Annotated in this window: 14 protein-coding genes and 1 pseudogene; 8 read left to right on the plus strand and 7 right to left on the minus strand. The window is 56.9% G+C overall.

What is annotated here, in order from left to right:
- Nucleotides 1-8: 8 nt before the first annotated feature.
- From ACTRWH_RS11805 to ACTRWH_RS11830, 6 genes and pseudogenes are all read right to left on the minus strand, one after another.
- A complete protein-coding gene (locus tag ACTRWH_RS11805; RefSeq protein WP_075195889.1) occupies nucleotides 9-869 on the minus strand; it encodes a LysR family transcriptional regulator in 861 nt (286 codons plus the stop codon).
- Nucleotides 863-1,873 (minus strand): phosphonate dehydrogenase, encoded by a 1,011-nt coding sequence (locus tag ACTRWH_RS11810; protein WP_136633391.1) that lies wholly within the window; start codon nucleotides 1,871-1,873, stop codon nucleotides 863-865. The genes ACTRWH_RS11805 and ACTRWH_RS11810 overlap by 7 nt, the downstream gene beginning before the upstream one ends.
- 9 nt (nucleotides 1,874-1,882) lie before the next feature.
- Nucleotides 1,883-2,713, minus strand: a complete 831-nt coding sequence (phnE, locus tag ACTRWH_RS11815; RefSeq protein ID WP_091641696.1) for a phosphonate ABC transporter, permease protein PhnE — start codon at nucleotides 2,711-2,713, stop codon at nucleotides 1,883-1,885.
- Nucleotides 2,714-2,721: 8 nt separating this feature from the next.
- A complete protein-coding gene (gene phnD / locus ACTRWH_RS11820) occupies nucleotides 2,722-3,585 on the minus strand; it encodes a phosphate/phosphite/phosphonate ABC transporter substrate-binding protein (RefSeq protein WP_036204430.1) in 864 nt (287 codons plus the stop codon).
- A 13-nt stretch (nucleotides 3,586-3,598) separates the two neighbouring features.
- Nucleotides 3,599-4,433: pseudogene (gene phnC, locus ACTRWH_RS11825) on the minus strand (phosphonate ABC transporter ATP-binding protein); the annotation flags it as partial.
- Between the two features lie 171 nt (nucleotides 4,434-4,604).
- Nucleotides 4,605-4,811, minus strand: a complete 207-nt coding sequence (locus tag ACTRWH_RS11830; RefSeq protein ID WP_007151952.1) for a cold-shock protein — start codon at nucleotides 4,809-4,811, stop codon at nucleotides 4,605-4,607.
- Between the two features lie 312 nt (nucleotides 4,812-5,123).
- Here ACTRWH_RS11830 and ACTRWH_RS11835 point away from each other — a divergent pair, with 312 nt between their 5' ends.
- From ACTRWH_RS11835 to ACTRWH_RS11865, 7 genes are read left to right on the plus strand one after another with little or no spacing between them, the layout of a single operon-like run.
- On the plus strand, nucleotides 5,124-5,447 hold the full coding sequence (locus tag ACTRWH_RS11835) for an antibiotic biosynthesis monooxygenase family protein (RefSeq protein ID WP_036204434.1): 324 nt from the start codon (nucleotides 5,124-5,126) through the stop codon (nucleotides 5,445-5,447).
- Nucleotides 5,448-5,453: 6 nt separating this feature from the next.
- Nucleotides 5,454-6,038: a CPBP family intramembrane glutamic endopeptidase gene (locus ACTRWH_RS11840; RefSeq protein WP_177190601.1), complete on the plus strand. Its 585-nt coding sequence runs from the start codon at nucleotides 5,454-5,456 to the stop codon at nucleotides 6,036-6,038.
- Nucleotides 6,031-6,603, plus strand: coding sequence for an RNA 2',3'-cyclic phosphodiesterase (gene thpR / locus ACTRWH_RS11845; RefSeq protein WP_462826434.1), 573 nt, complete (start codon nucleotides 6,031-6,033; stop codon nucleotides 6,601-6,603). The genes ACTRWH_RS11840 and thpR overlap by 8 nt, the downstream gene beginning before the upstream one ends.
- Before the next feature lie 20 nt (nucleotides 6,604-6,623).
- Entirely contained in the window at nucleotides 6,624-7,019 is a 396-nt protein-coding gene (locus ACTRWH_RS11850; protein ID WP_036204438.1) for an acyl-CoA thioesterase, read from the plus strand.
- Nucleotides 7,020-7,054: 35 nt separating this feature from the next.
- Nucleotides 7,055-7,483 carry a PaaI family thioesterase gene (locus ACTRWH_RS11855; protein WP_036204440.1) on the plus strand — a complete coding sequence of 143 codons (429 nt, stop codon included), beginning with the start codon at nucleotides 7,055-7,057 and terminating at the stop codon, nucleotides 7,481-7,483.
- Between the two features lie 11 nt (nucleotides 7,484-7,494).
- Complete coding sequence (locus tag ACTRWH_RS11860; RefSeq protein ID WP_091641693.1) at nucleotides 7,495-7,773, plus strand: hypothetical protein; 279 nt, start codon at nucleotides 7,495-7,497, stop codon at nucleotides 7,771-7,773.
- A gap of 3 nt (nucleotides 7,774-7,776) precedes the next feature.
- A complete protein-coding gene (locus tag ACTRWH_RS11865; RefSeq protein WP_286809979.1) occupies nucleotides 7,777-9,120 on the plus strand; it encodes a diguanylate cyclase domain-containing protein in 1,344 nt (447 codons plus the stop codon).
- 11 nt (nucleotides 9,121-9,131) lie between these two features.
- Here ACTRWH_RS11865 and ACTRWH_RS11870 read toward each other — a convergent pair whose 3' ends face one another.
- A complete protein-coding gene (locus ACTRWH_RS11870; protein WP_036205745.1) occupies nucleotides 9,132-9,533 on the minus strand; it encodes a DUF2721 domain-containing protein in 402 nt (133 codons plus the stop codon).
- A 217-nt stretch (nucleotides 9,534-9,750) separates the two neighbouring features.
- Here ACTRWH_RS11870 and ACTRWH_RS11875 point away from each other — a divergent pair, with 217 nt between their 5' ends.
- Nucleotides 9,751-11,112 carry a glycine cleavage T C-terminal barrel domain-containing protein gene (locus ACTRWH_RS11875; protein ID WP_462826435.1) on the plus strand — a complete coding sequence of 454 codons (1,362 nt, stop codon included), beginning with the start codon at nucleotides 9,751-9,753 and terminating at the stop codon, nucleotides 11,110-11,112.
- The last annotated feature ends 25 nt before the right edge of the window (nucleotides 11,113-11,137 follow it).

Raw genomic sequence — 11,137 nt, forward strand, 5'->3', positions numbered from 1 at the left:
GGCCTCGCTCAGTGGCATAGGTGGCTGACAAAGCTGGAGACCGGTGGGTGCCGGGCAATCGTCTCGGGGCAGATGACCACCAGTTCCTTTGCAAGCCCGGGATCGCTGACGGGGATGGCTCGCAGGGTGCCTGCTCGCACTTCGTCAGTGACCGAAGCCGCCAACACCAGCGAAATACCCACCCCCGCCTTGACCGCCTGCTTTACGGCTTCGGTACTGCCCAGTTGCATCGATACCTCCGGAAAAGGCCCGTCGTCGCCAAAGAAATTAGCCAATAAACGGCCAGTGCCGGTCCCTGGCTCGCCGCCCAGCAGCGTCATTCCTGCCAGGGCTTCCCGGTTGATCTGCGTCATATCGGCACAGGGGTGGCCAGGCGGCACAATCAACACCACTGGCTCCTGTTTCCAGTCACGGGCCTGGAAGCCGGGCTTGGGGTGCCACCACTCCATGACTGCGATATCCAATTCGCCGCTGGTGAGCTGTCGTGCGATGGCGGGGTTATTGTCGATCACCAGATCCACGTGCGGAGAGGTCTTCCGGTCCATGAAGGAGCGAACGTGAGGCTGCAGCATGTAGATACCGATGTTGGAGCTGGCACCTACCCGCAGACTTGTTCCGGTGACCGCCTCCCGCGCGCGTTGGTCCAGGCGTAACATGCTAAGGGCGAACGGCATCAGCGCCTGGGCCGCCCTGGTGGGTTCGCAACCGGACTTGCCGCGTTGGATCAATAATACGTCCAGCTGCTCCTCCAGTTTCTGAATGTGCTGGGATAGGGTGGGCTGGGCGATGCCGAGGTGATTGGCGGCGGCCTGGAAACTGCGGTGCTGAACGAGGGTGATAAAACTCTTGAGCCAGACCAGGTTCAGCATACTGTTCCCTTGGGTTCGAGCGGTGAGTTGACCGCGTCCTGGGGCTGATGGCCTCTGAGCGCCTGAAGGATGTTGTCGGCTGCCCGCTGTTCGATGGCAAATCTCACGTCCCTGACGGCCGAGCCCGTGTGTGCGGTGAACAGGGTGTTCGGGTGGGCCAGCAGTGCCGGATCAATCCGCTGCGGGCGGTCCGGTCTGGCCCAGTCTTCCATTTCAAACACGTCCGCCGCGTAGCCACCCAGATGTCCGTACGTCAGCGATTGCAGAACGGCTGCCTCGTCCACGACGGAACCCCGGCAGGGATTGATCAGAAAACTACCGCGTTTCATCTGGCGCAGGCGGTCAGCGTTGAGCGTGTGCAGGGTATGTTCATTAAGCGCCAGGGCCAGTATGACGATGTCGGATTCGGCCAGCAGGTCATCAAGCTCTGACCTGGAAAGGCCCAGGGCGTCTTCTTCGGCAGCCGGTAGGCTTTCCGGTTGTGAGTACAGTATTCGTGCGCCCCAGCCCTGGAGCCGTGTAGCCACGGCTTTGCCGATGGCTCCCATGCCCACAATACCAATGGTCGAGCCTTCAATGCCGAGGCCATAGAATTGAGGCTGCCAGCCCTGGAATTCTCCGGAACGGACGAACTGGTCTGCTGGCCGGATCTGGCGAATCAGGCCTATGGTTAATCCAACGGTGAGTTCGGCGGTGGGCACGGTCAGCAAATCGGGCACGAAGGTCAGCCAGACTCCGTGACGGGTGCAGGCGTCCACGTCAAAGTTATCGAATCCCTTCAGGGCAGCGCCGATCACTTTCAGGTCGGGGCAGGCCACCAGAAATTCCTCGCTAACGCGATCTGGCATAAACGCCATCATGGCATCGGCCGTAGCCGCGCGAGCTCTCACCGAACCCGGTGGCAGGGTGACGGCAGACTGGTTTGTGATCAGCTCGCAGTGGGGCTCCAGGCTGGCAAGTATACTGTCGTGGACCCGGTGGGTGATGACAACTCTTGGTTTCATTCGCTGTCCTTATTTGAATGTCTTACGGAGGTGGCCGCTCAGGCTGTCCACCATCGTTACCATCAGCAGTATGACAATGAGGATGGCACTGACTTCCTGATACTGCATGATGCGCAACGACCCCATGAGCTCGAAGCCGATACCGCCGGCACCGACCATGCCCATGACGGTGGAGGCGCGAAAGTTGTATTCCCAGCGATAGATCGACACATCGGCAAACTGCGGCAGCACCTGTGGCAGAACCGCGTGCCAGAGCACTTGCAAACGCGTGGCTCCGGAGGCATCAGCGGCCTCAACGGGGGCTTCATCCACATGCTCTATGGCTTCTGCGAAGAACTTGCCGACCATACCGATGGAATGCAGGCCAAGGGCCAACACCCCTGGCAGTGCGCCAAAACCCACGGCCGCGACGAAAATAATGCCCATGATGAGTTCCGGTACGGAACGCAGGCCGTTCAGCAGGGTGCGGGTCAGGCGAAACACAGCAGGATGGGGCGTGGTGTTTCGGGCCGCCAGAAAGGCCAGGGGCACGGAGGCTGAAACCGCAATCGCGGTGCCGGCGATGCTCATCGCCAGTGTGTCCAGCAGGGGCGATACCCAGTCCATCACATTGGTGAAATCAGGTGGTAGTGATTCTCGTAACAGGGTGGCGATCGCGGGGACGCCGTTAGCAAGGGTGCGGAAGTCGAGCAGGTCCACGTACCAGCTGGCGAAAAAGACCACCGCCAGTACCAGGCCTGCCTGCCAAAGCTTGCTCCGCCAGCCCCGTGCGTGTTCGTCCAGCACGGAAGCCGACGGAGCCGGCGACAGGGCCGCCGGTTCCGTCGTCGTGTGAGTCATAAAGCCTCTTACATCTTCGCGAAATCAAGGTTGAGCAGGCCGCCCATCTTGCGGATCACGTCGTAGTCGGAATCCTCGATAGCGGCAAACCCCTCGGCCTTAAGGTTGTTCAGGATTTCTTTGTCATTAATGCTGATGAAGGCGTCGCGTATCTTTGCCTTGAGGTCCGGGTTCAGGTTTGACCGCATGGCCCACGGATACTGTGGGAACTCGCCGCTGTAGCCAAGAATCCGGACGTTGTCGCGATCAATCAGGCCACGGTCCATGACATGCTGGAAGATGACTTCCGACAGGCCGCCGGCCTCAGCGTTGCCGTTGGCCACGTTCACCGCAACGGAATCGTGGCTGCCGACGAAGTGGGCTTCATAGTCCCTGTCTGCTTCCAGTCCGGCAGATTCAAGCAGCACCGTTTTGGGGATGAGGTGGCTTGAGGTGGAGGCGCGATCGCCATAGGCCATTTTCTTGCCCTTGATATCGTCATAGGACTTCACGCCCGAGTCCGCATTGGCGATGAGGATGGAACGGTACGTGGGTTTGCCGTCTACAATCATGGCGGCGAAAGGCTCGATGTCGCTTTTACTCTTCGCCATCACGTAGGACAGTGGGCCGAAATAGCCAAGGTCGATACGGCCGAAGCGCATGGCTTCGATCATGGACGAATAGTCCGTTGTGACGATCAGTTCCACTTCTTTCCCGAGGGTGCTTTCCAGGTAGTCTTTCAGAGGCTGGTTGCGCTTGATCAGTTCAGAGGCATTTTCATCGGGGAGCAGGGCGACCTTCAGCAGATCCGGGTTGGGGTCTGCTGCGGAGGCCTGCATGTTCATTCCCATCATCAGGCAGAGCACTAACACGAGGTTGAATAACGGTTTCATTGGGCGATCTCCAGTTGCTTGGTGGGATGGTTCGATGGTTGAGGGTGGGAGGTCTGCGCGGCGGTCTTGCCGGGGTCGGAAACTGCAACGCTCGCGCTGTGGTAGATCTCATCAAGATGGTGTTGCTCCAGCTTTGCCGGTTCCGCATCGAATACGATCCGGGCGTTTGCCAGGCCGATGATGCGATCGGCAAACCGCCGGGCGTACTCCAGCTGGTGCAGTGACATTACGGCGGTGATACCGTCCTCCCGGCAGATATCGCGCAAGAGTGTGAGTACCCGTTCGGACGTTGCGGGGTCCAGACTGGCGACAGGCTCATCCGCGAGGATCATGGACGGCTGTTGCGCCAGGGCGCGGGCGATACCCACCCGTTGTTGTTGGCCGCCAGACAGTTGATCCACCCGCGCAAGGGCCTTTTCACCAAGACCAACACGCTCCAGGCAACGCAAGGCGTACTCCAGTTCCGCCCTCGGTAGGGGAAACAGGCTGCGCCACGTACTGTGGTAGGCAAGCCGGCCTGTGAGTACATTCTGGAGCGCGGTATGTCGTTCGATGAGTTGGTGGTGCTGAAAGACCATGGCAGTTCTACATCGGTGCCGGCGGACCGTCCTGCTGGTCTTCAGGGTGCCGAACTCAGCCGAGATCACCGTGCCGGTGGTGGGTTGCACCAGATGATTGAGTGAACGCAGAAGGGTCGATTTGCCCGCGCCCGAAAGGCCGAGTAGTACCGTAAACTCACCTTTGTGGAACTCGACGGTGGTAGGTCGCAGCGCCAGGACGTTGCCGGGGTATGTTACTCCCATGTCCTCGATGCGGAGCATCATATCGGGGGAATGCACAGACGGCATGGAATCACCTTTTGCAATACATAAGCTCGCTTTATTGCGAGTTACAATGCAACGGTAATCCTTGAGGGTGACAAAACAGTGTCAGGTAGGTGACAGGTCAATGACGAAATTATGAAGGGGCAATAAAAAAAGGCAGCCGAAGCTGCCTTTTTCAAACGTGCTGACTGTTATTTAAACAGCAACAACGTTCTCTGCCTGAGGGCCTTTCTGGCCGTCAGTTACGGTGAACTCAACCTGCTGGCCTTCTGCCAGGGTCTTGAATCCGCCGCCTTGAATAGCGCTGTAGTGAACGAATACGTCAGGGCCGCTTTCACGAGTGATGAAACCAAAGCCTTTTGCTTCGTTGAAAAACTTAACAGTACCGGTAGTAGTCGACATAATCATAATCCTGAAATCGATAATTTAATGTGCCGCCAGACCATCTTGAACGATGACTGATCAGCGTTGTGCGGAAACAAAAAACGCGCGGAATCAAAAACAGGACGGACAACTACCAAAACAACAGAGATGCGTCTTATTCGTGAAATGCTGTGCTAAATCTTTCCTACGAAACGAACTTTACTCCTATGTCCCCGGAATTGCCAAGTTTATTTGTAGGCATTTACCGATGCGATCCAAAATCAAAACAATTACTCTGAGAGTCAGAGGCCCGTTATTTGGGAAATTGCCGTTTGGAACGAGGGTGAACTCATGAAATACATCTTCGAGGTTCGCATACGAGAAGGGCACACGGCAGAGGAATACGCCGATGCCTGGGTTCGTGCCAGCGAGATCATCCAGCAGGCGCCGGGCGCGCGCGGAACAGAGCTGCACCGGAAAATTGGTGACCCGAATGTGCTGATTGCCATCGCCAGTTGGGACAGCAAAGAGCAGCGGGATGCCATGGAAGGGCAGCATAACCCGGAAGTGGCCCGAATCATCCGCAGCGCCGCGCCATTTTGCGAAATTACGCCGCTTGGCGAATTCGAGGACCCTGAGTGGGTAGTTATGCCGCCTGGTAAGCGAGGTAGATGAGTGGCCATGGCTCGAAAACGCCCGCAGATCCCATCCACGGCCGCATTGGGATTCCAGGCCGGCATTGGTGTGGTGGGGCTGCTGGCGATTTTTCTGTTCGGTATACCGGTTCAGTACGATGGTTTGAGCTTTGGCTCGGTCGTTCTATGGGGAGTGGCCGGCAGTGTGGCAACGTACGTCGTGATCATGATGCTGACCTGGCTTCCGGGCCGGCTTCGTGACTCTCTGGAATCCCAACTGGAGCAGTTGCATCGTTTCGCCTGCGAGTATTCCTGGTCGGTGCTGGTAGCCTTGGCAGTCTTCGCAGGAGTCGGTGAAGAATTGCTGTTCCGCGGGGCGATCCAGGGTTGGCTGGCCCAACACACCCACGATGCGGTTGCGATAGTCGCTGCGTCGGTGCTGTTTGGCATGGTGCATTATCTTTCGTTCACCTACTTTCTATTGGCGACCGGGTTGGGAGTGGTGTTGGGAGTAGCGTATGCACTGACGGACAGCCTGCTGCTGGTAATGGTCTGGCATGGTGTTTACGACATGATTGCGCTGTACTGTCTGCGTCGGTTTCCGGAATGGTTTGGGGTGCGGGTTGGATAAACCAGAAACACATCGTCTGTTCTTCGGGTTGGAAATCCCCGATTCGGTGAAGCAGCGTCTGGTGTCAATTCAGCAACCGGTTGCAGGGGCGCGCTGGCAGCGACCGGATCAGCTGCATCTTACGCTGGTATTTCTCGGTAGTGTGGCCAGGCAGCGGTTGCCAGATGTATGTGATGCTGCCCGAAACCTGCCAGTTGGACAATTTGATCTCACCGTTTGCGGCCTGGGCTGCTTCGGCCGACCGGACTTTCCAAAAAATCTGTGGGCCGGAGTTCAGCCAGCGGATAAACTGGCTGAGCTTCACGAGGTGCTTAACCAGAGTCTGTGCATGCCTGGGTTTGAGCAGGAAAAACGCCCGTTCTGCCCACATATCACGTTGGCTCGTTTCAAGAGGCAGCGTGGGTCAGTCGCCGAATTGCTTGAGTCTCAGGAACGACAACCTATAGGGACCTTTTCGGTGGGCGGGATCGCGTTGTTTGAAAGCACACAGGGGACTCATGGGGCTGTCTATCAGATCATTGAACGGTTTCCCCTCGCCGGAAATCCCGAGAGACTTTGCCGCTAACACGATGTAAGGGGAGTCAAATGTTCCACTACGAAACCGAACCAAGATTCAGCGACACCGACGCACTTGGCCATATCAATAACACGGTTTACCCGGTCTGGTTTGAGCAGGCGAGAACACCGGTGTTCCGTATATTCCATCCTTCCCTGGAGCCGAAAGGCTGGCCACTGATTCTCGCCCGCATGGAAATTGATCTCAAAGCCCAGTGTTACTGGGCCACGCCTGTTAAGGTGCGATCCGGCATTGGCAAAGTCGGCAACTCTTCCTTCGAGGTAATCCAGGAAGCTTGGCAAAATGGTGTTTTGGTTGCGCGTGGCGTTACCGTGCTGATTCATTTCGACTACGAGACTCAAAAGTCGGTCCCCATCCCTGAAGCGGTTCGTAGCGAGCTTGCAGTGCATACTTTTGAGGCATAAACCGCTGGATTGCCAACCACAGTTCCGGAGACAACGTGGACACGCTTAACAATAACGAAGTGGAACGGATTTTTTCATCGGCACCGTTTGTTGCAGATATTGGTCTGGAACTGGTGTCTATCAAAACCGGTGAATGTCGCTCCCGTCTGGTACTGGCGGAACGGCATCTGCAGCAGGACGGTTTCGTGCACTTCGGGGTGCAGGCTACGGTGGCGGATCATACGGCCGGTGCTGCCGGTGCCTCCGCTGTTAAATCCGGGCAGATGGTCCTGACATCGGATTTCTCGCTGAAGCTGCTGCGGTCAGCCAGCGGGACACATATCGAGTGTGTCGCCACTGTGCTCAAGGCAGGCTCCACGTTAACCGTGGTAGAGTCTGAGGTGTACTGTGGCAAGGCCGGCAACATGAGGCTTGTCTCCAAGGCAACGGTGACACTGGCCATTGTCAGCCCCAAAAACAGGTGAGGTGGCGTGCAGTGAAAGACATTTTTCGAAAGCTGTTCTGGCCCATTCTCTGTTTTTTTGAGAAAGGTGGAAGCGCCGAGGGTTATCGTCAGTCGCATCGTAAAATACTGCTGGTGGTCGGTTTTCTGTTCCTGGTTCTGTCCGGGGTGTCGCTTTTCTTTTCAATCTTCGCGGAAACCTTCAGCGCTTTGTTACCTATTGTGCTGTTTTTCGTGATCAGTCTGGTCTGTTTCGTGGTAGGACTGCTAGGCAGCGATAGTGCTGTAGCCCGGATCTGGGGCGCCCGATAGGCCATGGGCCCCACCATTCCGCCGGAAAGCTTTATCGACCTGCTGCTGGACGCACTCTGCGTTGTAGATCGCGATGGCTACGTTCGCTACGTCAGCGCAGCCAGTGAGCGGGTATTTGGTTATCTGCCGGAGGAAATGATTGGACGGCGAATCCTGGATTTTGTTCATCCGGAGGACCTTGAGAAAACGCGTCAGGCTGTCAAAGAAATCCTGCGGGGAGAGCTGAAGCCGCACTTTGAGAACCGTTACATCCGCAAGGATGGCTCAACAGCCCATATCATGTGGTCTGCCCGTTGGTCTGAAAAGGAACAGATCCGCGTGGCGGTCGCCCGTGATGTGACCCAGCGCAAGCGGGCCGAGGCTATGCAGGCCGCCATGTATGCCATATCGGACGCAGCGAACAGTTCGGATAGCCTGCCTGCCATGTTCCGGCGAATTCACCAGGTTGTGGAAGGCCTGATGTCAGCGCCTGCTTTTATGGTGGCGCTCGTGGATACGCAGGGCGGTGAGTTGTACTTTCCCTATAATGCCGACCGTCATGAGACGGGAACCCCCGGTTTCTCTCAGGATATCGGTTCTCTCTGTGAACAGGTCATCCGTTCCGCCAGGGCTCTGTTGCTGACGCCCGGAAGCAGCGTGGCTTTCTCGCCTCAGGCGATCGATACCTCGCACGTTGAGGTACGTCACCACTGGCTGGGTGTGCCGCTGAAATCATCCCAGGGTGTGTTCGGCGCGATTGCCGTACAAAGGCAATCAAAGAGTGCGTGTTACACGGACGAAGACAGAGAGCTGTTGGAGTTTGTCGGCATACAGGTTGCCGCCGCGGTGGAGCGTAAGCAAATGCAAGCGCAATTGGAGCATATGGCCAGGTACGACCAGCTGACGGAATTGCCGAACCGTAGCCTGGTCCTGGACCGGATTCAGACAGCGCTTGCGCGTGCAGCCAGGGAAGTCGGCTTTCTGGCGATACTGTACCTCGATCTGGATGACTTCAAACAGGTCAACGATACCTACGGACACGCCGTCGGAGATCAGGTCTTGCAGGAAATGGCTCGCCGATTGGTGCAGGGGGTTCGGGCCGCAGATACGGTTGGTCGGCTGGGTGGCGATGAGTTCATCGTGCTGCTTGATGGAATTGAACAGCCAAGTGACGCGGACAGTGTTGCTGAAAAATTGCGGGCAACTCTCAGTGAACCCTACGAGTTGCCGATGGCATCCCTGACATTGATTCCAAGTATTGGTGTGGCTGTCTATCCCGAACACGGGGACAACCATGAAGCACTGATTCGCTACGCAGACAGCGCCATGTACCGGATGAAAAAAGGAAGACCGGATCCGGTGTCCTGAACGTTTGCGTGTTACTCCCCGGCTCGTTTCCTGGCTTCGAAGTTTTCAAGCTCAACGTTGATGGCGTTGGTCGAAATCACGATTTCGTACAGCGAATACAACAATGAGACCGACAGTAATATCAGGCTGATGCCGAACGCGATGGCCCCTGCAAGCTGAGCTCCCACAAACAGAACAAACATGGACATGGTGCAGACAAAAAAGCTGAGCACACCGTAAGCCTGCATCCGTTTGGTCAGCAAAATGCGTTTTCGCAGCATGCTGATCTGGCGGGCGATAAGGGCATGGTCTTCTTCCGTATCCATTTGCTTAAGCTGGCGTATCAATTGCGCCAGAACAAGAAAGCGATTGGTGTAGGCCAGCAGCAACAGTGAAATGGCGGGAAACAGAAGGGCGGGGGTGGTCAGTGTCAACGTCGACTCCTTGATCTGCACGGACAGGTTTGACCAATATAGCAGGCTTTGTCGGTTGCTGTAGCCCCATCTCATGCTTGGCACTTTGGCGCGGCTTCCAGGATTCATCACGGTGGTGTTGACGTTTTTGGTTGTGCCAGTGTCGTATTGGTTCAACCTGATAACTGAAAACAGGGTCACATTAGAGCTATCGACAACCCGGTAGGGGGAGATAGCAATGGCCGTTAAATTTGAGCAAGCACTTCTGGATTATCCGCAGCAACGGGCGGGCGCCGCCCGCCAGCCTGACAGTGTTGACCAGTCCGACCGTCGGGTTCCTATTAACCTGCGCCAATCCGGCCCCACGCCGGTGGAGATGTTGATTTCCACCCGCGTGCGCAAGTCGCCCTACTGGCATCTGGCGTACGAAGCCGGATGCTGGCGGGCGACCGTTTACAACCGTATGTATCACCCCCGGGGCTATGTCCGCCCTGAAGATGGCGGCGCTATGGTGGAATATGAGTCGCTGATTCATGACGTCACCATGTGGAACGTGGCTGTAGAACGCCAGATTCAGGTCAAGGGCCCGGACGCGGAACGTTTCGTGAACTATGTGATCACTCGAGATGCCACCAAAATAAAACCCATGCGTGGCAAGTACGTCATCCTTTGTAACGAGGACGGCGGCATTCTTAATGACCCGGTTCTGCTTCGTGTTGCCGAGGACGAATTCTGGTTCTCCCTTTCCGATAGCGACCTGGAATTCTGGTTGCGTGGCGTCAACATCGGGATGGGCTTTAACGTCACCATCGCGGAGATCGATGTGGCGCCGGTGCAGATCCAGGGCCCCAAATCTGAGGCGCTCATGGCTGACCTGTTCGGTGAGCGCGTGAAGGAGATTCCGTACTATGGCTTGATGGAGGGCCAGGTGGCCGGTCATGACGTGATTATCTCCCAAACCGGTTTTACCGGTGAGAAGGGTTACGAGATTTACCTCAAGGAAGCCACCAAATACGCCGAAGACCTCTGGTACACCGTGCTTGCCGCCGGTGAGGCCCACAATCTGAGAGTGATTGCGCCGGCGCATCACCGCCGAATTGCTGCCGGTATCCTTTCCTGGGGCCAGGATGTGGATCAGGAAACCCTGCCATTCCAGTGCAATCTGGCGTATCAGGTGCCTCGCAACAAGGACGCGGATTACATCGGTAAACAGAAGCTCGAGAAAGTCCGCGAGCAACTGGACGCAGGCAGACCGCCGTTCAGCCACATCATGGTGGGCATCCGTTTTGGCGGTGGCCAGGTAACCGACTATGCCAACGACTTCTGGCTGGTCAGCGGACCGGACGGCGGCGAGCCGGAGGGTTATGTTACCTCGCCCTGGTACTCGCCCGAGCTGGAAACCAACATTGGGTTGGCTTATGTACCCTTTGATCTACGTGCCGTTGGCACCCGCCTGACGGTCCATCTGCCGGTGGAATACGCCGCTACGGATGGCTCAACGGCTGTCGAGGCGGAAGTGGTGGAAGTGCCTTTCCGGCCTTCGGTGAACCCCAATGCCCGAGAGCGGGCGCGGGCGAAGGGAATCGACTTCGCGGACTAGCAACGCAGTGGGGCAGACAGGTAGC

The sequence above is a fragment of the Marinobacter sp. G5_S1_61_S3 genome (assembly GCF_054968585.1).

Coding starts and splice junctions, on each gene's coding strand:
- ACTRWH_RS11805 (WP_075195889.1), bottom strand. CDS start 869: ATGCTGAACCTGGTCTGGCTCAAGAGTTTTATCACCCTCGTTCAGCAC.
- ACTRWH_RS11810 (WP_136633391.1), bottom strand. CDS start 1,873: ATGAAACCAAGAGTTGTCATCACCCACCGGGTCCACGACAGTATACTT.
- phnE (WP_091641696.1), bottom strand. CDS start 2,713: ATGACTCACACGACGACGGAACCGGCGGCCCTGTCGCCGGCTCCGTCG.
- phnD (WP_036204430.1), bottom strand. CDS start 3,585: ATGAAACCGTTATTCAACCTCGTGTTAGTGCTCTGCCTGATGATGGGA.
- ACTRWH_RS11830 (WP_007151952.1), bottom strand. CDS start 4,811: ATGTCGACTACTACCGGTACTGTTAAGTTTTTCAACGAAGCAAAAGGC.
- ACTRWH_RS11835 (WP_036204434.1), top strand. CDS start 5,124: ATGAAATACATCTTCGAGGTTCGCATACGAGAAGGGCACACGGCAGAG.
- ACTRWH_RS11840 (WP_177190601.1), top strand. CDS start 5,454: ATGGCTCGAAAACGCCCGCAGATCCCATCCACGGCCGCATTGGGATTC.
- ACTRWH_RS11850 (WP_036204438.1), top strand. CDS start 6,624: ATGTTCCACTACGAAACCGAACCAAGATTCAGCGACACCGACGCACTT.
- ACTRWH_RS11865 (WP_286809979.1), top strand. CDS start 7,777: ATGGGCCCCACCATTCCGCCGGAAAGCTTTATCGACCTGCTGCTGGAC.
- ACTRWH_RS11875 (WP_462826435.1), top strand. CDS start 9,751: ATGGCCGTTAAATTTGAGCAAGCACTTCTGGATTATCCGCAGCAACGG.